This window comes from Limnohabitans sp. TS-CS-82, assembly GCF_002943475.1.
In genome coordinates, this window is sequence record NZ_PTQX01000015.1 from 72,833 (window position 1) to 94,399 (window position 21,567).

20 protein-coding genes are annotated in these 21,567 nt (G+C 57.9%); 11 read left to right on the plus strand and 9 right to left on the minus strand.

All coding sequences use genetic code 11. From position 1 onward, the window contains the following. Positions 1–51: 51 nt before the first annotated feature. Complete coding sequence (gene trxB / locus C5F52_RS23660) at positions 52–1,008, minus strand: thioredoxin-disulfide reductase (RefSeq protein WP_104800892.1); 957 nt, start codon at positions 1,006–1,008, stop codon at positions 52–54. Between the two features lie 103 nt (positions 1,009–1,111). Here trxB and C5F52_RS23665 point away from each other — a divergent pair, with 103 nt between their 5' ends. From C5F52_RS23665 to C5F52_RS23680, 4 genes are all read left to right on the plus strand, one after another. Next, entirely contained in the window at positions 1,112–3,463 is a 2,352-nt protein-coding gene (locus tag C5F52_RS23665) for a DNA translocase FtsK (RefSeq protein WP_104800820.1), read from the plus strand. Between the two features lie 77 nt (positions 3,464–3,540). Next, positions 3,541–4,191, plus strand: coding sequence for an outer membrane lipoprotein chaperone LolA (gene lolA, locus C5F52_RS23670; protein WP_104800893.1), 651 nt, complete (start codon positions 3,541–3,543; stop codon positions 4,189–4,191). 39 nt (positions 4,192–4,230) lie between these two features. After that, a complete protein-coding gene (locus tag C5F52_RS23675; RefSeq protein ID WP_104800894.1) occupies positions 4,231–4,737 on the plus strand; it encodes a DNA-deoxyinosine glycosylase in 507 nt (168 codons plus the stop codon). Between the two features lie 80 nt (positions 4,738–4,817). Then, complete coding sequence (locus C5F52_RS23680) at positions 4,818–5,171, plus strand: response regulator (RefSeq protein WP_104800821.1); 354 nt, start codon at positions 4,818–4,820, stop codon at positions 5,169–5,171. Here C5F52_RS23680 and C5F52_RS23685 read toward each other — a convergent pair. Continuing rightward, the gene (locus C5F52_RS23685) at positions 5,140–7,620 is read right to left on the minus strand and encodes a HAMP domain-containing sensor histidine kinase (RefSeq protein WP_201747081.1); all 2,481 of its coding nucleotides are present in this window, start codon (positions 7,618–7,620) and stop codon (positions 5,140–5,142) included. The two genes, C5F52_RS23680 and C5F52_RS23685, sit on opposite strands and share 32 nt — an antisense overlap. Before the next feature lie 229 nt (positions 7,621–7,849). Between C5F52_RS23685 and C5F52_RS23690 the strand changes: the two genes are divergently transcribed. Genes C5F52_RS23690 through C5F52_RS23715 form a run of 6 tightly spaced genes read left to right on the plus strand, consistent with a single transcriptional unit; the run spans position 7,850 to position 13,550 of the window. Further along, positions 7,850–9,139, plus strand: a complete 1,290-nt coding sequence (locus C5F52_RS23690) for a replication-associated recombination protein A (RefSeq protein ID WP_104800895.1) — start codon at positions 7,850–7,852, stop codon at positions 9,137–9,139. Between the two features lie 3 nt (positions 9,140–9,142). Beyond that, positions 9,143–10,072, plus strand: a complete 930-nt coding sequence (locus tag C5F52_RS23695) for a branched-chain amino acid ABC transporter permease (protein ID WP_104800823.1) — start codon at positions 9,143–9,145, stop codon at positions 10,070–10,072. Positions 10,073–10,077: 5 nt separating this feature from the next. Continuing rightward, positions 10,078–11,181 carry an ABC transporter ATP-binding protein gene (locus C5F52_RS23700; RefSeq protein WP_104800896.1) on the plus strand — a complete coding sequence of 368 codons (1,104 nt, stop codon included), beginning with the start codon at positions 10,078–10,080 and terminating at the stop codon, positions 11,179–11,181. Positions 11,182–11,225: 44 nt separating this feature from the next. Beyond that, positions 11,226–12,011, plus strand: a complete 786-nt coding sequence (locus C5F52_RS23705; protein WP_104800897.1) for an ABC transporter ATP-binding protein — start codon at positions 11,226–11,228, stop codon at positions 12,009–12,011. 1 nt (position 12,012) lies between these two features. Continuing rightward, entirely contained in the window at positions 12,013–12,741 is a 729-nt protein-coding gene (locus C5F52_RS23710) for an ABC transporter ATP-binding protein (RefSeq protein ID WP_104800824.1), read from the plus strand. A gap of 5 nt (positions 12,742–12,746) precedes the next feature. Beyond that, positions 12,747–13,550 carry a phytanoyl-CoA dioxygenase family protein gene (locus tag C5F52_RS23715; RefSeq protein WP_104800898.1) on the plus strand — a complete coding sequence of 268 codons (804 nt, stop codon included), beginning with the start codon at positions 12,747–12,749 and terminating at the stop codon, positions 13,548–13,550. Positions 13,551–13,575: 25 nt separating this feature from the next. On the opposite strand, the gene C5F52_RS23720 is transcribed toward C5F52_RS23715, so the two are convergent. The 4 genes from C5F52_RS23720 to C5F52_RS23735 are packed head-to-tail and all read right to left on the minus strand — an operon-like array spanning position 13,576 to position 16,660. Continuing rightward, positions 13,576–13,776, minus strand: coding sequence for a DUF2788 domain-containing protein (locus C5F52_RS23720; protein WP_104800825.1), 201 nt, complete (start codon positions 13,774–13,776; stop codon positions 13,576–13,578). A gap of 7 nt (positions 13,777–13,783) precedes the next feature. Continuing rightward, on the minus strand, positions 13,784–14,560 hold the full coding sequence (locus C5F52_RS23725) for a DUF2189 domain-containing protein (protein ID WP_104800826.1): 777 nt from the start codon (positions 14,558–14,560) through the stop codon (positions 13,784–13,786). Further along, positions 14,553–15,611 carry a tripartite tricarboxylate transporter substrate binding protein gene (locus tag C5F52_RS23730; protein ID WP_104800827.1) on the minus strand — a complete coding sequence of 353 codons (1,059 nt, stop codon included), beginning with the start codon at positions 15,609–15,611 and terminating at the stop codon, positions 14,553–14,555. Before C5F52_RS23730 ends, C5F52_RS23725 begins: the two co-directional genes overlap by 8 nt. 17 nt (positions 15,612–15,628) lie before the next feature. Continuing rightward, the gene (locus C5F52_RS23735; RefSeq protein WP_104800828.1) at positions 15,629–16,660 is read right to left on the minus strand and encodes a CDP-6-deoxy-delta-3,4-glucoseen reductase; all 1,032 of its coding nucleotides are present in this window, start codon (positions 16,658–16,660) and stop codon (positions 15,629–15,631) included. Between the two features lie 34 nt (positions 16,661–16,694). Between C5F52_RS23735 and C5F52_RS23740 the strand changes: the two genes are divergently transcribed. Then, a complete protein-coding gene (locus C5F52_RS23740) occupies positions 16,695–17,633 on the plus strand; it encodes an NAD-dependent epimerase/dehydratase family protein (RefSeq protein WP_104800829.1) in 939 nt (312 codons plus the stop codon). On the opposite strand, the gene C5F52_RS23745 is transcribed toward C5F52_RS23740, so the two are convergent. The 3 genes from C5F52_RS23745 to C5F52_RS23755 form a co-directional block, all read right to left on the minus strand. Then, positions 17,620–18,612: a tripartite tricarboxylate transporter substrate binding protein gene (locus C5F52_RS23745; RefSeq protein WP_201747082.1), complete on the minus strand. Its 993-nt coding sequence runs from the start codon at positions 18,610–18,612 to the stop codon at positions 17,620–17,622. The two genes, C5F52_RS23740 and C5F52_RS23745, sit on opposite strands and share 14 nt — an antisense overlap. 27 nt (positions 18,613–18,639) lie before the next feature. Then, positions 18,640–19,761 carry an NADH:flavin oxidoreductase/NADH oxidase gene (locus tag C5F52_RS23750; RefSeq protein ID WP_104800830.1) on the minus strand — a complete coding sequence of 374 codons (1,122 nt, stop codon included), beginning with the start codon at positions 19,759–19,761 and terminating at the stop codon, positions 18,640–18,642. A 106-nt stretch (positions 19,762–19,867) separates the two neighbouring features. Further along, positions 19,868–21,346: a hypothetical protein gene (locus C5F52_RS23755; protein ID WP_104800831.1), complete on the minus strand. Its 1,479-nt coding sequence runs from the start codon at positions 21,344–21,346 to the stop codon at positions 19,868–19,870. Positions 21,347–21,567: the final 221 nt, after the last annotated feature.

Here is a 21,567-nt window from a genome sequence, read left to right on the forward strand (position 1 = left end):
CGGTAACCCAAATTCGCTGAATTCAGCAAAGCCTGAAATTGTAGCGCCTTTTCAGTGAGCGCCTTGTTCCAAGAAACGCTGCGCATCCAATGCGGCCATACAGCCCGTGCCAGCGCTGGTGATGGCTTGGCGGTAGATGTTGTCTTGCACGTCGCCCGCCGCAAAGACGCCGGGCACGCTGGTCATGGTGGCAAAGCCCTCTGAGCCGCTCTTGGTCAGCAAATAGCCACCTTTCATGGCCAGTTGGCCTTCAAAGATGTCGGTGTTGGGGTGGTGGCCAATGGCGATGAAGCAGCCTTGGGTTGCCAAGTCGCGTGTGCTGCCGTCGGTGGTGCTCTTCAAACGAATGCCGGTGACGCCCGAAGCGTCGCCCAGCACTTCGTCCAAGGTGCTGTTGGTTTCCAAGACGATCTTGCCTGCGGCAACCTTTTCCATGAGCTTGTCGATCATGATCGCCTCGGCTTTGAAGGTCTCACGGCGGTGCACCAAGTGAACTTTAGACGCGATGTTGGACAAATACAGGGCTTCTTCCACGGCCGTGTTGCCGCCGCCGACCACGCTGACCACTTGGTCGCGGTAGAAAAAACCGTCACAAGTCGCGCAGCCCGACACGCCGCGGCCCATGAAGGCTTCTTCAGAGGGCAGGCCCAGGTATTTGGCCGATGCGCCCGTGCAGATGATGAGGGTGTCACAGGTGTAAGTGCCGCTGTCGCCGGTCAAGGTGAAGGGACGCTTGGAGAAGTCGACCTTGTTGATGTGGTCAAACACAATTTGGGTGTTGAAGCGCTCCGCATGTTGCTGAAAGCGTTGCATCAGCTCTGGGCCTTGCACGCCGTGCACATCCGCGGGCCAGTTGTCCACTTCGGTGGTGGTCATCAATTGGCCGCCTTGGGCCATGCCCGTGATCAACAGGGGCTTCAAATTGGCGCGGGCCGCGTAAACGGCGGCAGTGTAGCCAGCAGGGCCAGAGCCGAGGATCAAAACTTGAGCGTGTTGGGAGTTAGACATGAAGCGCGCCATCCAAAGAGACAATAAAGCGTAGATTGTAAGAACGCCTCCCATTGCCCTACGCCGCGTCAGGCTGCCTCTCGGGTAAGCTCTCTCTTGAAACATGACTTACTCGCTCAATACCCTTAAAAACGAACCCCGCGCTTCTGGCGCTGACACAGACCGCGAACCGACCGGCTGGCGCCGCTTTGCGCAGGAAATTGCGCTGACGGCGGGCTTTGTGTTCATGACCTTTTGGTTTTTGGCGCTGATCACCCATTCGCCGCTGGACCCTGCATGGACCACGTCCGGTGCAGGCGGCACGGTGCGCAACTTTGGCGGACGTCTTGGCGCGTGGCTGGGCGATATGAGCTTTTTCTTGCTGGGTTACTCCGTGTGGTGGTGTTTTGCAGCTGCCAGCATCGCGTGGTTGGCCGCTTTGGCCGACCGTTTGCGAGACGACGATGAGGCGCAAGAGGAGCCTGTGGGCTGGCGTTACACCCGTTTTGCATTTTGGGCGGGCTTAGGTTTGTTGCTCATCTCCAGTGCGGGTTTGGAGTGGACGCGCTTGTACCGCTTTGAAGACCGCTTGCCCGGTCATGTCAGCGGTGGCGTACTGGGTTATGTGGTGGGCCCATCGAGCTTGAAGTGGTTGGGCTTCAACGGATCGGGTTTAATTTTTATTGCGTTTGGTGTGGTTGGTGCCTCATGGGTGTTTCGCTTTTCTTGGGCGCAGACCGCTGAAAACTTGGGCGCTTGGCTGGACGGTGCCATTGAGACATGGCGTGAGCGCCGTGAGCGCGAACAAGACGTGGCCTACGGTTTGGTGGCCGCTCGCGAACGCGAAGAAGTGGTGTTTGAAGAGCGTGTGGAAACCAAAGAGCATCCGCCTATTGCCGTGCACATCGAGCCAGAAATGATCGAAGTGCCCAAGAGCGCACGCGTGGCCAAAGAGCGCCAAAAGACCTTGTTTACCGACGCGGCCACCGACTCGCGTTTGCCGCAAGTCGACTTGCTGGACGATCCGCTGATTCGCCAAGACACTGTGGCTCCCGAAACGCTGGAAATGACCAGCCGCATGATTGAGAAAAAACTCAAAGACTTCGGCGTCGAAGTGCGTGTGGTGGCAGCGTCGCCCGGCCCTGTGATCACCCGTTACGAGATTGAACCCGCCACAGGCGTAAAGGGTTCGCAAGTGCTGAACCTCGCCAAAGACTTGGCGCGTTCACTCTCGCTGGTGTCGATCCGCGTGGTCGAAACAATCCCCGGCAAAAATTACATGGCGTTGGAGTTGCCCAACGCCAAGCGTCAGTCGATTCGCTTGAGCGAAATTTTGGGCTCGGACGTGTACAACGAATCCAAGTCCATGCTCACCATGGGCTTGGGCAAAGACATTGTGGGCAACCCCATCGTGGCCGACTTGGCCAAGATGCCCCACGTGTTGGTGGCGGGTACCACGGGTTCGGGTAAATCGGTGGGTATCAACGCCATGATTTTGTCCTTGCTCTACAAGGCCGAAGCCCGTGATGTGCGCTTGCTGATGATTGACCCCAAGATGTTGGAGATGTCGGTCTACGAAGGCATTCCGCACTTGCTGGCGCCTGTGGTGACCGACATGCGCCAAGCCGCACACGGCCTCAATTGGTGCGTGGGCGAAATGGAAAAACGCTACAAGCTCATGAGCAAGTTGGGCGTGCGTAACCTCGCCGGTTACAACGCCAAGATTGACGAAGCCACCGCGCGCGAAGAGTTCATCTACAACCCGTTCAGCTTGACACCCGATCAGCCCGAGCCCTTGCAACGCTTGCCGCACATCGTGGTGGTGATTGATGAGTTGGCCGACTTGATGATGGTGGTGGGCAAGAAGATTGAAGAGTTGATTGCACGTCTCGCTCAAAAGGCGCGTGCTGCCGGTATCCACTTGATTTTGGCCACACAGCGTCCTAGCGTGGACGTGATTACCGGTCTGATCAAAGCCAACATTCCCACGCGTATCGCGTTTTCGGTGGGCTCCAAAATTGACAGCCGCACCATCCTTGACCAAATGGGCGCTGAAGCCTTGCTGGGCATGGGGGACATGCTCTACATGGCCAGCGGCACAGGCTTCCCCGTGCGTGTGCACGGTGCGTTTGTGAGCGACGAGGAGGTGCACCGCGTGGTGAACTACTTGAAGAGCCAAGGTGAGCCCGATTACATCGACGGCGTGCTGGAAGGCGGCACGGTCGATGGCGACGGCAATGCCTCAGGCCCCGATTTGTTTGGCGATGCACCGGCTGAAAAAGACCCGATGTATGACCAAGCCGTTGAGGTGGTGCTCAAAAACCGCAAGGCCAGCATTTCGTTGGTGCAGCGTCACTTGAAAATTGGTTACAACCGTGCAGCCCGTTTGGTCGAAGACATGGAAAAGGCCGGCATGGTCAGCGCCATGAGCAACAACGGCCAACGCGAAATTTTGGTGCCCAAGCGAGATGAATGAACGTGATGAATAAGTGTGACGCGCCAATGCAACCCGTTCCTGAGATGAATGTGGCCCTTGCTTTTTTTAATCGCTCAATGCGTCAAGCAGCCTGCGCGTTGCTGACGTTGACCCTGAGTACCGGTCTGGCATCTGCTGGCAGCCTTGACACGCTGGAGAGCTTTTTGAAGGCCACCAAAAGTGGTCGAGCCGATTTCACCCAAGTCGTCACGCCGCCTGCCAAAGCAGGGCAGGCCGTGCGCGGCAAAACATCGACAGGCACCTTTGCCTTTGTGCGTCCCTTGCGCTTTCGCTTCGATTACCAAAAACCGTTTCCCATGGCCATCGTGGCGGATGGGCAAACCTTGTGGCTGTACGATGCCGATCTGGCCCAAGTGACCGCCCGCAAACAGGCGCAAACGCTAGGCAGTACGCCAGCTGCGCTGGTGGCCACGGCCGCCGATTTGGGTGCATTGCAAAAAGAGTTCACCCTTCACGCAGAGGCCGATGCCGAGGGTCTGCAATGGGTGCAGGCCACGCCGAAAGCCCGAGACAGTGCCTTGCAGTCGGTGCGTTTGGGCCTGCGTTTGGAGGGCACCTTTGCCCTGTTGGCCAAGCTTGAAATTTTGGACGCCTTGGGTCAACGCTCTGTGCTGAGTTTTGATCGCTTTGAGGTCAACCCCGTTAACTTGGGCGCTGCGCAATTCAATTTCGTACCTCCTCCGGGCGTGGACGTCGTTCGCCCCTGATCCAAGGCACTTGTGAGCCGCGTCACCAGCGCCCCCGTGATGCTGCAAGGCTTGCCGCCTTTGTTGGACACACGCACCCGCTTGGTGGTGTTGGGCAGTTTTCCGAGCGTGGCTTCGCTGCGCTCGCAGCAGTATTACGGCCACCCCCAAAATCAATTTTGGAAAATCATGGTGGCTTTGTTTGCCCCCGATCGCCCCGAGGTGCTGACCTTTCCCTATGCGGCGCGTGCCGAGTGGTTGCTGGCCCAAGGCATCGGTTTGTGGGACGTTTATTCGGCTTGCGAGCGTGAAGGCAGCTTGGACAGCCGCATCCAAAACGCCCAACCCAACGACCTGCTCAGTTTGCGCGAGCGCTGCCCTGCTTTGGTGGCGATTGCGCACAACGGCGGCGAGAGTTTCAAACATGCGCCGCTGACCCGCACTTTAGGCCTGCCTGTGTACCGCTTGCCGTCCACCAGTCCCGCCCATGCGACATGGTCGTTCGCGCGTAAATTGACGGTTTGGCGTGAATTGGTTGTCAAATTTAATTTTCTTGAATTAAATTGAAATATTAATTATTTATAGCTATTTAATGACAGGTTCTTGTAAACTGCTGCGTATTGGTGTTTGATTTTTTATAAAAACTTATGAGATCTGTTCTGGTCGTTGACGACAACTTGGTGAACCGCAAACTGGCTGTGGCCTTGCTTCAACGTCGCGGCATGCAGACCGAAGAGGCTGAGAACGGTTTGGTGGCATTGAGCAAGTTGGCCAATGGTCACTATGACTCTGTGCTGCTTGACATCAGCATGCCGTTGATGGATGGCGAAGAGGTGTGTCGCCACATTCGCGCGAATACCAATTGGTCGGACATGCGTGTGATTGCCTACACAGCGCATGCCTTGGAGTCGGAGCGCTCGCGGATCATGGCGTCTGGGTTTGATGATGTGCTCATCAAGCCCATCAGCATCAGCGATTTGTTGCGTGTTCTTCCGGATTGAGTTCAGGTACCGACACCTCAAAGTGAGCGCCTTCGCCCACTTGTGACGACAGTTGCAGTCGTCCACCCATCAATCGAACCAGCTCGCGCACCAAAGCCAAGCCCAAGCCCGTACCGCCATGCTCACGGGTGATGAACGAAGTGGCTTGGTGGAAACGTTCAAACACCGCTTCTTGGACATCGGGGGCAATGCCAGGGCCTGTGTCCCGCACACCAATGACCAGTTGCTGATCCGACCAGCGTGCTGACAGTGTGATGTCACCTTGCTCCGTGAACTTGACGGCGTTGTTCAGCAAGTTGTTGATGATTTGCCGCAAGCGCATGGGGTCGGTGCAGAGTTGCGCCGGTAAATGGGGCTCAAAAATTGTGTGCATCTGCAAGCCCTTTTGTTGAGCACAAGTGGCATGCAGCAAGGCAACTTCTTCCAGTAACGCACGCACATCGATCAAAGCGGGCTCTAGGGTCATGTGACCCGCTTCAATTTTGGCGATATCCAACATGTCGTTCACCACAGACAGCAAGTGTTGGCCGCTTTTGTGAATGGTTTGCGCAAACTCGCGGGTGGCCTCGTCTTTCGCGTCTTCGCGGATGATTTCTGAGAAGCCCAAAATGCCGTTCAGCGGGGTGCGCAACTCATGGGAAACGTTGGCCACAAAATCGCTCTTCAAACGGCTGTTTTCTTCGGCTTGACGGCGTGCTTCTTCGCTGCGCTCTAAAGAGGCTTGCACGCTGTCGGCCATCGTGTTGAGTGAGTTGTTCAAATGACCCAATTCATCGTTGGAGTTGTGTTGAAAACGGAACGATAAATCGCCCGCTTCAATGCGCGACAAGCCTTTGACCAAATTGGTGATGCGCTGCGTGAGCGCGGAGGCTAACCAAACCGCCACCACCAACACCAAGCCCAGCATCACAAACGTTGAGCCTGACAAACTGGCTGCGGTGCGGTTGACCGAGCTCGCGATCATGCTTTGCAGGTCGGCTTGTCGGTGTTTGAGGCGTTCGCTGAACTCGGCTACTTTTTCGTTCATCAATTGCGCGTTGGCCACGGCTGGGGCGTGAAAGTCTTCCACGCTGGCGCCAATCGTGACGTAGCCAAACCCGCGTGGCGATTGGCCATATTGGCCGGTGAAATAGGGAATGACGGCGGCCGTGGTGCGCTTCCACAGGCCTGACCACTGGATCAAAAATGAGCCCGAGCCGCCTTGTTGGGTCAAATCGTGCCAGCCTTGGCATTGGGGCGCAAAGTTCAGGTAGCGGCAGTCCAAGCCGAGCAGCCCAGCTTGGGTGAGTTCGGTCGCCGGTTTCTTGTCTCGACTCTGGTTGTCAAATGGGCGTACTTGGCGCAAAAACTCTTGCAAGGGGCGTTGCGATGCTTTCCAGCTTTTGTAAATGCTCTCTTCTAGCCAAGGCGTGGCGTACTCGCCTGTTACTGGGTCAAAGCCCATGATGGAGTGGTGGCGTGGGTGTGCGATGTTGCGTTCTTTGTGGTCCCACATGAAGGCGTAGTTGCCGCTTTCAGCGTCAGCGATGGCGGTGTAACGCTGCGCCGTGGGCGTGAGGTTGTCGGTGAAGCTGCGAATATGGCGGTGGTCCAAAGCAAGGGTCACGTAGCCGACGATGGCGCCTTGGCGCACCACCGGCGTTGCCCAACGCACCAAACCTTGAAAGGGCTTACCAACGGGGTTTTCGCGACCCGCGAACGCTTCTTTTTCGGGATGAAAGGGCAGCGAGGCTCGCGCCATGCTCTCGGGTGTGACAGGTCCAATCACATGCGATGGCACATAGGGACCCACCACTTCAGAGACATAGATTTGCCCCGGTTTGAGGTGTTTGAGCGCAGCGAAATAGGTTTCAGCCTTGCTCCACGTATTGGCCTTGTTAGACACATTGCGCAGCGTTGGCGGCAGCACAGCGGTGCCTGAGACTTTGATCAGCTCCTGCCCGTCTAGCCCGACGTAAGTGATCTCGTGATACAGCGGGGCAGGGTGTGTGCGGCGCACCGATTCAGGTGGGCGCGCATGAAAATCTTGCACGTTTTCTGCGTTGCCTGAGGCGGCCAACTCAAAGGCAGGTTCGGGGTCTGGCGTCGCAGAAGCCCAGCCTTTTTGATGCGCGGCGAGTTGCCATTTCCCCGTTTGGGTGAGCAAGCGCGTGCGGGTTTCTAAGAAATTAAAGTACTGCGTTTTGTTGGGGTCCAAAGTCGCGGCCATCAACACATCACGGTCGCGGTCATACAAAAAATCAGCCACCGAGCGGGCGGTGTCGGTGGTCAAACGTTCCAACTCTTCGCGGGCACGGTCGTCCAGCGCTTGAACCGACGCTTTGGTGAATCGCGTACTCATGTCGTTGACGGTGGTGCTGACTTCCTCTGCCAGTCGATCCGTTTCTTGCGTCAACTGCAAGCCCAAATGGTGCACACCCTGCCAAGCCAAATACGCCAAGAGAATCAAAGGAAAAACCTTAATCAAAGCAAATAAAGTAATTAATTTGGATCTAACACCAAATTTAATTTCCTTAAGTGACTCCAGTGGTTTCATTTGTTTGCTAGTTTTCGATGAATTAATACTAATAAATTATAGATTCGGAAAATGTCAGCATGACGGACGTGCTGTCGCCAAGACGCAGGCCTTGCTTCGCTCGCTACACTTTCACGTAATTTTTGTGACACCCCACATCTTTGTGAATACCACCCATATCCCCCTCGCTGAACGCCTGCGCCCGCGCACTTTGGGCGACGTCATTGGCCAGCAGCATTTGCTGGGCGAGGGCATGGCGCTGCGCGTGGCGTTTGAGTCGGGCCAACCTCACAGTTGCATCTTGTGGGGGCCGCCCGGCGTGGGTAAAACCACCATTGCGCGCTTGATGGCCGATGCGTTTGATGCACAGTTTTTGTCCATCAGCGCTGTCTTGGGCGGCGTGAAAGAAATTCGCGAAGCCGTGGAATTGGCCATCGCGGCGCGTGATTCGCTAGACCCCAAACGCACCATCATGTTTGTGGACGAGGTGCACCGCTTCAACAAAAGCCAGCAAGACGCGTTCTTGCCGCATGTCGAATCGGGCTTGTTCACCTTCATTGGCGCAACCACCGAGAACCCGTCGTTCGAGGTGAACTCGGCCTTGTTGTCGCGTGCGGCGGTGTATGTGCTGCAGTCGCTGAGTGTGGAAGACCTCACGCAAATCATTGCCAAAGCGCAAGCCATTGACGCGGTGCCTGCGTTGGAAGATGCAGCACTAGAGCGACTGATTGCCTATGCCGATGGCGATGCACGCCGCTTGCTCAACACGCTTGAAACTTTGTCCGTTGCGGCCAACCGCGAGAAGCTCGAAGAAATCAACGATGCATGGCTCATGCGTGTGTTGGGCGAGCGCATGCGCCGCTACGACAAAGGTGGCGAGCAGTTTTACGACACCATCAGCGCGTTGCACAAATCGGTGCGCGGCTCTGACCCCGATGCCGCTTTGTATTGGCTGGTGCGCATGCTCGATGGCGGGGCAGAGCCCAAATACATGGCGCGCCGTTTGATTCGCATGGCCGCCGAAGACATTGGCTTGGCCGATCCACGCGCTTTGCGTTTGGCGCTGGATGCAGCCGAGGTGTACGAGCGCTTGGGCTCGCCCGAGGGCGAGTTGGCCTTGGCCGAATGCGTGGTGTATTTGGCGGTGGCCCCTAAATCGAACGCGGTTTACAAGGCTTACAACGAAGCCAAAGCCCTCATCAAAAAAGACGGCACGCGCCCCGTGCCCATGCACCTGCGCAATGCCCCCACCAAGATGATGAAAGACATGGATTGGGGCAAGGGTTACCGTTACGCCCACGACGAAGAGGACGGTTTTGCCGCTGGCGAAAACTACATGCCTGAAGGCTTAGAAACTACGGGCTTCTACCGCCCTGTGGAACGTGGTTTAGAGATCAAAATCGCCGACAAGTTGCGCCACTTGCGCGACAAGAACAAACAAGCAGGTAAATAACAAATGGACGTCTTGCTTCAACAAGTCATCAATGGCTTGGTGCTGGGCAGCATGTACGCGCTGGTGGCTTTGGGCTACACCATGGTCTACGGCATCATCAACCTCATCAACTTTGCGCATGGCGAAGTGTTGATGATTGGGGCCTTGTGCAGCTGGTCGGTCATTGGGTGGTTGCAGCCGTTGTTGCCTACCACCCCGGGATGGGTGATCTTGCTGATCTCCATGGTGGTGGCCTCGGCCGCTGCCGCGGCGCTGAACTTCGCGATTGAGAAAATCGCGTATCGCCCTTTGCGCAATGCCCCGAAGCTGGCGCCGCTCATCACGGCCATTGGCATGTCGATCTTGTTACAGACGCTGGCCATGATTGTCTGGAAGCCCAATTACAAATCGTTTCCGACGCTGTTGCCCAGCACACCCATGGCCATTGGGGAGGCGGTCATCACCCCCACGCAGATCATGATTTTGGCGGTGACGGCCATGGCTTTGGCGGTGCTGTCTTGGTTGGTCAACGCCACCAAGCTGGGCCGAGCCATGCGCGCCACGGCAGAAAACCCACGCGTGGCCAGCCTGATGGGCGTCAAACCCGACACCGTCATTTCTGCCACCTTCATCATCGGTGCGGTGCTCGCCACCATTGCCGGTGTGATGTGGGCTTCTAACTACGGCACCGTGCAACACGCCATGGGCTTTTTGCCAGGCCTGAAAGCCTTCACAGCTGCTGTGTTTGGCGGCATTGGTAACTTGGCTGGCGCTGTGGTGGGTGGGCTGTTACTGGGACTGATTGAATCGATCGGCTCGGGGTATTTGGGGGAGTTGACGGGGGGCGTGCTGGGCAGCCACTACACCGACATCTTGGCCTTCATCGTGCTCATCGTGGTCTTGACGCTGCGGCCTTCGGGCCTGCTGGGCGAGCGTGTGGCAGATCGGGCGTGACGCACATGACACATACTTTTCTCTCCAAACGCGGGCTCGACAAACCTTGGCTCATCTTCGTCCTCGCCTTGGCGTTGCCGTTGCTGCTGCAAAGCTTTGGCAACGCTTGGGTACGCATTGCCGACATGTCGCTGTTGTATGTATTGCTGGCCTTGGGCCTGAACATCGTGGTGGGTTATGCCGGTTTGCTGGACTTGGGTTATGTGGCCTTCTTTGCCGTAGGTGCCTATTTGTTTGGCTTGATGGCTTCACCGCATTTGACTGACGCATTTCCGGTCATCGCCGCTTTGTTTCCCGATGGTCTGCACATGAGCTTGTGGCTGGTGCTGCCTTTGGCGGCTGGCTTGGCGGGGTTGTTTGGTCTGTTGTTGGGGGCGCCGACCTTGAAGCTGCGTGGCGATTACTTGGCCATCGTCACTTTGGGGTTTGGCGAAATCATTCGCGTGTTTTTGAACAACTTGGACCACCCCGTCAACATCACCAACGGCCCCAAGGGCTTGGGGCAGATTGATGCGGTGACGGTGTTTGGCTACCCCCTCTCGCGGCGCTTGGATTTGGGCTTCATCGAGCTGCCCTCGGTCACCTTGTATTACTACCTGTTCTTGGCTTTGGTGGTGGTGAGCGTGGTGCTGTGCGCACGCCTTGAACACTCACGCATTGGCCGCGCTTGGATGGCCATTCGCGAAGACGAAATCGCCGCCAAAGCCATGGGCTTGAACACGCGCAACTTGAAGCTCATGGCCTTTGGCATGGGCGCGTCGTTTGGCGGCGTGTCGGGCGCGATGTTTGCTGCGTTTCAGGGGTTTGTGTCGCCGGAGTCGTTCAGCCTGATGGAGTCTGTGATGATCGTGGCGATGGTGGTGCTGGGCGGCTTGGGGCATTTGCCAGGCGTCATTTTGGGCGCTGTGTTGTTGGCGGCTTTGCCCGAGGCTTTGCGCTACCTCGCTGGGCCGCTGCAAGAGATGAGTGGTGGGCGTTTGGACGCGGCCATTTTGCGGCAGTTGCTGATCGCGCTGGCGATGATCGTCATCATGCTTTGGCGTCCACGCGGCTTGTGGCCCACGCCTGAACACGGTAAAAAGCTGCCGACCGACGGAGGTCAAGCATGAGCAGCACCAGCAACCCGAGCAACTCGCTCAACCCTTCTTCGAACATGCCTCTCAACAAGCCCGCTGACTGGGTGTTGAACGTGTCCGGCATCTCCAAACGCTTTGGCGGTTTGCAAGCCTTGAGCGATGTGGGCATGCAGATTGAGCGCGGCCAAGTCTATGGCTTGATTGGTCCCAATGGCGCTGGCAAGACCACGTTTTTCAACGTCATCACAGGTCTGTACACGCCCGACAGCGGGAAGTTTGAGTTGGCAGGTCAGCCTTATCAGCCCACCGAGGTGCACCGCGTGGCCCAAGCCGGCATTGCGCGCACCTTTCAAAACATCCGTTTGTTTGCAGAAATGACCGCGCTCGAAAACGTGATGGTGGGCCGCCATGTGCGCACGCATTCGGGATTACTCGGTGCCATCTTCAGAACTCGCAAATTCTTGGCCGAAGAAGCAGCCATTGCGCAACGTGCCCGTGAGCTGCTGGACTACGTGGGGATTGGCGCTTTTGCCGACTACAAATCGCGCACCCTCAGCTACGGCGACCAGCGGCGCTTAGAAATTGCGCGGGCCTTGGCCACCGACCCCCAACTCATTGCCTTGGACGAGCCTGCGGCGGGCATGAACGCCACCGAGAAAGTGCAATTGCGCGAACTGATCGACAAAATTCGCCGCGACCACCGCACGGTCTTGCTGATTGAACATGACGTGAAGCTCGTCATGGGCCTGTGCGACCGTGTGACGGTGCTCGACTACGGCAAAGTGATTGCGCAGGGCACCCCCGCCGAGGTACAGCGCAACGCGCAAGTGATCGATGCCTATCTCGGCACAGGAGCGCATTGACATGACCCATCACAACGCGAAGGTGCTGCTGAAGGTCAGCGATCTCCAAGTCGGCTACGGCGGCATTCAAGCCGTCAAGGGCGTGAGCTTTGAGGTGAGGCAGGGCGAGTTGGTGTCGCTCATCGGCTCCAACGGGGCGGGCAAGACCACCACCATGAATGCCATCACGGGGCTCTTGCCTTTGGGGGGCGGCCAGATTGCGTTGGCGGGCCAAAACATCGCCGGTCAAGGCCCTTGGAACTTGGTGCAACAAGGCTTGGCCATGGTGCCCGAAGGCCGTGGTGTGTTCACGCGCATGACCATCCTTGAGAACTTGCAAATGGGGGCTTATCTGCGCGACGACAACGCAGCCATTGCCGATGACATCGAACGCGTGTTCAGCACCTTCCCTCGACTTAAAGAACGGCGCGACCAGCTGGCCGGCACCTTGTCGGGTGGCGAGCAGCAAATGCTGGCCATGGGCCGTGCCCTGATGAGTCGTCCTCAGATGCTGTTGCTCGACGAGCCGTCCATGGGCTTGTCACCCATCATGGTGGACAAGATTTTTGAAGTGATCCGCGAGGTTTCGGCCCAAGGCGTGACGATTTTGTTGGTCGAGCAAAACGCCAGCCGTGCTTTGCAAATTGCCGATCGCGGCTACGTGATGGAGTCGGGCGTGATCACCCTCAGTGGCCCTGCGCAAGACTTGTTGCATGACCCCAAAGTTCGGGCAGCTTATTTAGGAGCGTGACCACCATGACCCAGCGACTCAGTGCCGACGACATCGCCCATTACCAAACACAAGGCTTTGTGATTCCGCCTTATCGCTTGGAGCCGGAGTTGCTGAATGGCTTGCAAGACGCGCTCAACACCTTGATTGCCAACAACCCGGGTGTGCGCCCTGAAAAGCTGGTGAGTGCCCACATTGAGGGGCGCAACGACGAAGGTGTGCACGGCAGCCAGCGTTTCTTAGAGCTCGCCATGCACCCGCCGATTGTGGACATGGTGGCGCAAATCATTGGGCCTGACATCATTTTGTGGGGCTGCCATGTGTTTTGCAAACCCGCCAGCGAGGGGTTTGAAACACCGTGGCACCAAGACGGTCACTACTGGCCCATTCGTCCTTTGGCCACTTGCACCGTGTGGGTGGCCTTGGAGCCCAGCACGCGTGAGAACGGTTGCTTGCGCGTGATTCCTGGTTCGCACCGCGACCATGTGTTGCACGAGCACCTGCACGAAGATCGCCAAGATTTGGTTCTGAACCAACGCATGGCCGAAGGCACCTTCGACGAGGCGCAGGCGGTCGATTTGGAGTTGCAGCCTGGCGAGATGTCCATGCACGACGTCTACATGATCCACGGTGCCAAAGCCAACACCTCCACCCAACGTCGAACCGGCGTGGCTTTGCGCTTCATGCCTGGCAGCTCTTTGTTTGACCGCGACCTGCGCCCTGTGGATGGCAAGACCGGCGTGCCCGTGAGTTTTGGCACGCGCCCTTTGTGGCTGCTACGTGGTGAAGACCGCACGGGACGCAACGACTTTCAAGTCGGGCACCGTTAAAAGCACCGTTGCAAAGGCTGAAGTCTCAGCCTTCCATCACCCAAATGATGACTTGCTTGGCCACAAAGCCCAGCATGCCAAAAGCCAGCACGAGAAACAGCACAAAGGTGCCAAACTTACCGGCCTTCGATTCGCGTGCCAGCTGAAAAATGATGAACAGCATGTAGAGCATGAAACCCGCGATGCCGAAGGTCAGCCCGAAGTTGGCAAATTGTTCTTCTGTCATGGCCGGCTCAATGCGCAGAGGCTTCGTAGACCACCAAATCGCGGTACGCGTGCCAGCTGGCGTGGCCAAGCATGGGGACCACGCCCAGCAAACCCAAAAATGCTGACCCAACGCCCAACGCGGTGAACAAGCACAGCAGCCCCGCCCACATGGCCATGGCGAAGGGGTTGAGTGCCACCACGCGCCAACTGGTGAACACCGCTTGCCAGAGCGTGAGTCTGGGGTGATCCATCAGCAGCGGAATGGTGATGACGGTGGAGGCAAACATGGGTGCGGCAATCAAGGTGCTCATCAGCACCCAAACCTCAAATAAGCCAAAGTGAGGTTGCAAGACCACCAAGCGCACAAAGTCGATGGGGGTGTGCACGCTGGCGGGCAGCATCCAATGCACCAAGGCGGCCGAACACAGCAGCCAGCCACCGCTGGAGAGGGCGAGCAACAGGCCGAATTGAATCAGGCGTTTGTCACCGCAGGTCCAAATGCGAAACGCGTCGCTCAGCGTGGCGGGCTCGTTGCGCTCTAGCCGACGGCTGATGTCGTACAGCCCCGTGGCCAGCAGCGGCGCCACGATCATGCAGGTGGCCAGCATGGCGGCAATCCACCAAAACTCATGGCGTGCAAACCAAAACAAGAGGCCAGCGACGCAGGCCAAGACCAAGCCATGCACGGCGCCAGAGGTGGGGCTTTTTTCGATGTCTTTCCAAGCCAAGGCCAGCCAATGCAGCGGTCGCGTCAACTCAACTTCTCGGACCTGCAGATCGGGGTGCGGCGCGAAATCAGTCAATGCGAGCTCCAGAGCGTTGGATGATGGGCGCCCATTTGGTGGATTCGTCGTGGATCAATTTGGTGAACTGTTCGGGTGTGCCGCCGATGGCTTCAAGCCCTGCGGATTTCAGGCGCTCTTTGACAGCGGGGTCGTGCAAGGCGGCATTGAGCGCGCTGTTGATGCGGTCCACCACGGCACGCGGGGTGCCAGCGGGCACCAACACGCCGTTCCAAGCCAAGGCTTCAAAGCCTTTGAGTTCGGGCACGCCGCTTTCGGCCACGGTGGGCACATCGGGTAACAGCGGGTAACGCTGGGCGCTGGTGACGGCCAAATATTTCAAGCGGCCTTGTTTGACTTGCGGCGAAATCACAGTGGGGACTGAGGCGATCAGATGGGTCTCGCCCGACAAGGTCGACAACACCGCAGGCGGGCTGCCGTTGAACGGAATGTGAACCGTGAAGGTGTGGGTGACAGCCTTGATGTATTCCATTGTCAGGTGCGACGAGCTGCCGTTGCCCACGGAGGCAAAGTTGTATTTGCCAGGCGAGGCCTTGAGCAAGCCCACCAATTCACGCATGTTGTTGGCTGGCAGTTGCACGTTGGCGGCGATGACGTTGGGCTGCGAGGTGGTGATCATCACCGCCTGCAAATCTTTCAAGGGTTGGTAGGGCAGCTTGGGGTACAGATAAGGCGCAAACGACAGCGGCCCGTTGTACGACATGACCCAGGTGTAGCCATCGGGGGTGGACTTGGCCACTTCGTTGGTACCCACGGTGCCACCGGCTTGGGGTTTGTTTTCGACCACCACGGCTTGCCCTAAATTGTCTTTGAGGCGGTCTTGCATGGCGCGGGCGATCACATCGAGCGACGAGCCCGCTGGCGCCACCACCACCCAACGGATGGGTTTGGTGGGGAAGCTTTGTGCCTGTGCCGTGATCGACGCTGCCGCCAAACTCAGACCCACGCCCAGACCCGCGCTGATGCGTCGGATCAACGGCCACGCCGCTCGTGCATGAGCTTGCTTCGATGCGGATGTGGTGCGTGTGGATGGGGTGTGAGATGAGGTCATACAGCGTCTTTCGCGGTTTAGGTTTTGTCGGCGGCCGAGGTGAACGAGTCAGCGTAGAACTCATCGGCGGGCAAGCCTGCTGCGGTGTAGTCGGCACGGGCCGAGTCCACCACGATGGGCGCGCCGCAAGCGTAGACCTGATGGCCGCTGAGGTCGGGGGTGTCTTGCAACACGGCTTGGTGCACAAAGCCGGTACGACCCGTCCAGTTGTCTTCAGGCAAAGCGTTGGAGATGACGGGCACGTAGGTCAAGTTGGGCGTGACGGCCAATTGGGCTTGTACCCAGTCGTTCAAATACAAGTCTTCAGGGCGGCGGCCACCCCAGTACAGCGTGACGGGACGGGTGATCTCCATGTGCTGCATGTGTTCCAAGATGGCCTTGATCGGGGCAAAGCCTGTGCCGGAGGCCAAGAACACCAAAGGTTTGTCCGAGTCTTCACGCAAGAAGAAGGTGCCTTGCGGGCCTTCGATGCGCTGGATTTCTTTTTCTTTCATGGCACCAAACACATGGTCGGTGAACTTGCCGCCGGGCATGTGGCGAATGTGCAGCTCAATCGCAGGGCTGCCCGCGACCAAGGTGTGCGGCGCATTGGCCATGGAGTAGCTGCGGCGATCGCCGTCACGCAACAAAAAGTCGATGTACTGACCGGCGTGAAACTTCATCACGTCGTTGGCGGGCAGTTGGAGTTTGACGACCATCACGTCGTGCGAGGCTTTCTCCAGCGAAATCACGCGCACTGGCATCTTCTTGATGGGGAAGGCGCCTTCTTCCACCACTTGGCGCGACTCCAGCACCACATCGCTGTGTGCGGTGGCGCAGCAGGTGAGTACAAAGCCGTTGGCGGCTTCTTCAGCGCTCAGGGCTTTTTCTTGGTGTTTGCCGTGGGTCACGTCGCCCGAAATCTTTTTGCATTTGCATGAACCGCAAGCGCCGTCTTTGCAGCCGTAGGGCAGGCCAATGCCTTGGCGCATGCCCGCGGCCAACAAGGTTTCGTCAGGTGTGGAAGTGAAAGTGCGGCCACTGGGTTGGACCGTGATGTTGAAACTCATCTTTGGGTATCCTTGAACTTTTATAGGCTGTATTTTGCCCTCCAACCAACCCCCTCTTGGCGCTTTGCCTGCCCGATTTCGACGCGAGCGTTTGCTGATCATCGGCTGCGGCGATGTGGGTGTGCGCGTGGTGCGTGCGCAGCGCCATGTGCGCGTGCTGGCGCTGACCTCCAACTCCGCGCGTGTGGCTGAATTGCGAGCCTTGGGCGTCACGCCGTTGCTGGGTGATTTAGACCAACCAGCCACCTTGAAACGCTTGGCGGGTTTGGCCACCCGTGTCATTCACCTGGCCCCGCCTCCCTTGCGCGGCAGCACCGATCCGCGCACCCAAGCGCTGACCCGTGCCCTCAGCGTGCGCACACCACCACGCAGCTGGGTCTATGGCTCGACCAGCGGCGTGTTTGGCGATTGCGCGGGCGCGTGGGTGAGCGACAGCCGTCCCGTGAACCCCGCCACGCCGCGTGCCATGCGCCGTGTGGATGCGGAAGCGCGGCAGCGCCACTATGCGCGTTTGCGAGGCAATGCGGTGCGCGTGAGCGTGTTGCGTATTCCGGGCATTTATGCACCTGACCGCGAAGGCGGCACACCCCGCGAGCGTTTGTTGCGCGGCGCGCCCGTGCTCCAGCGCGCGGACGATGTGTTCACCAACCACATTCACGCCGACGATTTGGCGCGCGCGTGTCAGCTGGCGCTGTGGCGCGGCAAAACGCAGCGCGCATACAACGTGAACGACGACAGCAGCTTGTTGATGGGCGATTACTTCGACATGGCTGCTGGTCTGTACGGTTTGCCCAAACCGCCGCGCATCAGCCGTGCGCAGGCGCAAGTCGATGTGCCTGCGATGCAGCTGAGTTTCATGAGCGAGTCACGCCGCATGTTGAACACCCGCATGAAACGCGAGCTGCGCCTGCAGCTGCGCTATGCGGATGCGAAGGCGGGCTTGGCCAGCTCGCCAACGATCAATCGAACTTGATGTTGCCCGCCTTGATGGCTTTGGTCCAGCTGGCGGTGTCGCGCTCCAGCAGCTTGGTGGTGTTGTCGGGCGTGAGGTAGCGCACTTCGACGCCTGCGAGTTCGGCGCGTTGCTTGGTCTCAGGCAACTCCATGCTGCGTTTGACTTCGGCGGAGAGTTTTTGCACCACGTCTTTGGGCGTGCCGCTGGCCACGTACAAGGCCACCCACGATTCCAACTCAAAGCCACTCAAGCCGGCTTCGGTCACGGTCGGCACTTGGGGCAGTTGGTGATGACGCGTTTTACCGGTGACGGCCAAGGCCTTGAGCTTGCCGCTGAGCACATGGCCCATCACCGAGGGTGGGGTGGTGATGAAGACTTGCACTTGACCCGCCAGCACATCTTGAATGGCTTGGCCTGAGCCTTTGTAGGGCACATGCGTCATCTCAATGCCAGTTTGCTGTTTGAAGATTTCGGTGCCGATGTGCGACACCGAGCCGTTGCCTTGCGAGGCGTAATTGAGCTTGCCCGGGTTTTGTTTGGCCCACGCGATGAACTCTTTGAGCGTGTTGGCGGGCACGGAAGGGTGGACCGCAATCACGTTGGTGGCCACGGTGATCAGGCCCACGGGCGTGAGGTCTTTGAGTTCCCACGGCAGTTTGTCCATCAGCACAGGGTTGGCAATGTGATAGCCCGAGTAAGAGACCAACACTGTGTGGCCGTCTTTGGGGCTGCGCGCCACGAGTGAGTACGCCAAGTTGCCACTGCCACCGGGTTTGTTGTCGACCACCACGGATTGCCCGATCAAGCGCGCCAAGGGCTCGCTGACCAAACGGGCCGAGGTGTCGACCAAACCACCGGGCGGGTTGGGCACGACCAAGGTGATGGGCTTGCTGGGGTAGGCATCGGCTTGCGCCCACACCGGTGAAGCGGCCAAACCAGCCAGTGCAGCCACGGTCGCCAGCGTGATGTGTAGTTGGCGGCGGTTGATGGGGTTCATGTTGTTTTCCTTGGTTCTTTGTAGGTCTTAGCGTTGGCCAATGCGCACCGTGCCAAAAATGGTTTGGGCTTCGCGCGGCATGCAGCGCCAGTATTGTGGGCTGGCTTGTACGGTGCCTTGAAGGGCGGCTGCGGCCTCCCACATCCAGCGGGGTTTGTACAAAAAGGCGCGGGCCAAGGCGACCAGATCGGCGTCACCCCGCGCCACGATGTCTTCGGCTTGTTGGGGCTCGGTGATGAGTCCCACGGTGATGGTGGGCAGTTGTGCTTTTTGTTTCACCAGCTTGGCGAAAGGCACTTGGTACTCGGGGCCAATCGCGATCTTTTGTTGCGACGACACGCCGCCTGAGGAGATGTGCACAAAGTCGGCGCCAGCGAGTTTCAAGCGCAACGAGAAGTCGGCGGTTTCTTCGGGTGTCCAGCCGCCTTCGACCCAATCGGTCGCGGACAAGCGCATGCCCAGCGCGCCTTTGTAAACGGCGCGTACGGCTTGAAAAACTTCCATGGGAAAGCGTGTGCGACCATCAAAGTTGCCGCCGTAGCCATCGGTGCGCACATTAGACAGGGGCGACAAAAATTGGTGCAACAAATAGCCATGTGCGCCGTGCAATTCAATGGCCTCAATGCCCATGGCGTCAGCGCGTTCGGCCGCTTTGACGAAGGCTTGTTTGATGTCTTCTAAACCTTGGGCATCGATGGCTTCGGGTGGCGTTTCTTGCGCCAAATGCGGCACAGCAGAGGGCGCCTCGGGGTGCCAGCCACCTTGTGCCGCATCGACCAGTTGGCCGCCTTGCCAAGGCGATGCGCTGGAGGCTTTGCGGCCTGCGTGGGCGAGTTGGATGCACACAGGCACTTGCGGTGCGAGTCGGCGTGCGCGGTGCAGGGTGTCACTCAAGGCGGCTGCGGTGGCGTCGTCCCACAAGCCCAAGCAGTAGGGCGTGATGCGGCCGCGTGCGGTGACGGCGGTGGCTTCGATGATGAACAGGGCCGCGCCGCTGTTGAGCATGTTGCCCCAATGCATCAAATGCCAGTCGGTGGCCTGACCGTGGTCGGCTGAGTATTGGCACATGGGGGCCACCACGCCGCGATTCGCTAAGGTTAGGGGACCGCGTGGCGACGTGAGGGTGAATTCAGAAAAGAGGTGGCTCAAGGGAACTCCAAAAACAAAAATGCCTGCGGGTGAGGCAGGCACGGATCGTAAGTTGCTTGTGATGTTTCAGTTGGCAACTGCGCGACAAAGACGGGCGCTGTGGGGGTTAGAGAAACTTTTCATCACCTTCTTCTTCGCTCGGCCCGAAGTTCTCGCGAATGTCTTCGCTGCTCACTTGCGGCTTGTGGGTATGTTTGGCATCTTCTTCAATATTGGTTAAGCGTGAATTGAGGCTGTTGACCGTGTTTTTGATGCCTGCCAAGCGACCGCGAAATGCGGCCCGTGCTTCTTCTTGTTGCTGTTTGATTTTGATGAGATCAGCCGCTTGGCTCGCGATGGCCGCGGGCGTTTTCCCCGCTGGGGGCTTGGCTTGTGGGGCAGGTGGCGTTGGGTCAGAAGGAAACGACACCGTGGCCCGCTCAATGACGGTGGACGGCAGCACCTCAAGATGGTCTTCGATGTGATCAATCGGCACATCTTGTTGGTTCAAGCCCGGCAGTGGGTTTTCTGGCGCCGCTTGGCGGTTGTCGATGACGCCTGCTTTGCCAAGGTCTTGCACGTTATCCGTGATGGCCGCATTGCCAATGTTTTGGATGTTGTCGATCACATTCAGCGATGCAACGGCTTGACGGTTGTCTGAATCGACGGTTGTGTCGATCGTGGCATGGTTCGCAGGCGTGCTGGGCGTTTGTTCTAGCGCTTGGCGGTAGCTGGCGGCATCGTCGGCGGGAATGGTTTGCACATTCGCCGAGACCTCGTCGTTGGCAATACTTTGACGGTTGTCGACAGCCGATGTTGAGTCGATCTGCTGGACGTTGTTCGTGACGGTTCCGGTCGGAATGGTTTGAACGTTGGGCGGTGTTGCCGCGTCTGCTGCAATCGCGGCTCGATTTTGGCTGTTGGTCGACTCAGACAAGGCTTGTGTGTTGTCATCGATGTGATCAACCGGGACGCTTTGCACATTCGGTGCGGCTGCCGGCTCTGTCGCAATACCTTGGCGATGGGGCGATGTGGACGAGGTCTCAATGGCTTGCTGGTTGTCTTCCAGTTTGTCGACCGCGATGTTTTGAATATTCGTCGATTTGGCCCCGTCGGTTGCCAGGGTTTGGCGGTTCTCTGTTTGCGCTGATGTGTCAATGTGTTGGACATTGCTCGTCAACTGATCGACAGGCACATTTTGGACGTTGGGCGTGGCCACGATCTCAGTGGTGACTTGCTGAACGTTGGCTTGCAGCTTGTCCACTACAACGTGTTGAACGTTGGGGGGCGTACTGCCACTGTCTGCCAAGGTTTGCACATTTTTGACTTGGACTGATTCAGGCGCAATGGCCGTGCTCGATGTCGCGGTGGTCGTTGTTTTGACTTGGTCGTTGTTGAGCTGGATCGCTTGCTCTTTTTCTTTGGCTTTGGCCAATTCCAGTGCCAAGGCTTGTTGTGCAAGCAAGGCTTTTTTTCTGGCTAGATCTTCATCTGCAGCCGAGTTGACAATATTTTTGGGTGTCTTGGCATTGCCTGTGCGCTCGGACACTTGAACCGTGTGTTTGGCGCCGCTTCTCACAATGTTGGTGAATTCTTCGTCTTGCATAGATTCGAAGTCAATGAGTCAGTTGAAGGGGTGAGTACGTTTGCAGCCGCTTTGCGTGCGGATCACACCTGACATCAATTGCTTTATTCCCCTTTGGATAACTGCTGATTCGGAGCGAATATTTGTGAATATCGATTTCGCTGTGATTTTTGCATGATTCAAGCGCCAATGCCGCGGTGCGGATTGTGTCTTTTTGTGCGCATCATCAAGTAACTTTGTTG